The 911-nt window shown below is 70.7% G+C and carries 1 protein-coding gene; it reads left to right on the top strand.

Annotated features, from left to right (window positions below; all coding sequences use genetic code 11):
* Window positions 1-76 precede the first annotated feature (76 nt).
* A partial coding sequence (locus ACFFRH_RS44260) for a hypothetical protein (RefSeq protein WP_386164199.1) occupies window positions 77-911 on the top strand: 835 nt, incomplete at its 3' end.

The raw sequence follows: 911 nt of genomic DNA, 5'->3' as shown, positions 1-911 counted from the left end.
AAAGGACTGGCAAGGAAACCCCCGGTAGCCTGAGTCCGAGATCGTCCGGGACGCTCACGTCAGCATGCTTGCGCTCATGGACACGACGTCGCCCGCTGCCGCCCCCGTGCCGAGCCCCTCGCCCGCGGAGATCGCCCAGGCGCCCGAAAGTGCCCGGCGACGTCCGTCCCGCCCCGGCACCTCCCGCCTGCGGCGCGCCCTGCCCGCCATCTGCGCCGCCGCCCTGACCTGCGCGGCACTGCTGCTGTACGGCGTGTCGGCCACCGACCTGGCCCGCTTCACCGCCTACCTGACCCTGTGCCTCACCCTGCCCGGCACACTGATCATCCGCGCCACCTACCGCGGCGAACGCACCCCGGCCGAAGAGATCGCCCTGGGCACCGCACTGGGATACGCCCTGGAGATCCTCACCTACCTCCCCGCCCGCGCCATGGGCCTGCCCCTGCTCGTCCTGGCCTGGCCCACCACCGTCTACACCCTCTTCCTGGCCGTACCCCGCCTACGCCGACACTTCAACCCCCACCCACACCCCCGCACCCGCCCCCGCACACCCGCCCCCGCCTGGTGGTCCTGGGCACTCGCCCTGACCTGCGCCTACCTCACCCTCCTCAGCATCGCCAGATTCTTTCGCGGCCACGCCCTGTCCTGGCCCGCCCTGGGCACCGCCTCGGTCGACATGCCCTTCCACCTCGCCCTCATCGGCGAACTGAAACACCACCTGCCCCCCACCGTCCCCATGGTCAACGGCGAACCCCTGCTCTACCACTGGTTCGTCTACACCCACTTCGCCGCCGCGAGCCACATCACCGGCATCGAACCCCTCGTCCTGCTGTTCCGCCTGGGCATGCTGCCCATGATGTTCGCCCTGATCGTGCTACTGGCCATGATCGCCCGCCGTCTCACCGGCTCCC

This window comes from Streptosporangium vulgare (genome assembly GCF_042428775.1).
In the GTDB taxonomy this organism is placed as follows: Bacteria; Actinomycetota; Actinomycetes; order Streptosporangiales; family Streptosporangiaceae; genus Streptosporangium; species Streptosporangium vulgare.
The sequence above is the reverse complement of the archived record's forward strand: the minus strand, read 5'-3'. Positions and strand labels throughout refer to the sequence as shown.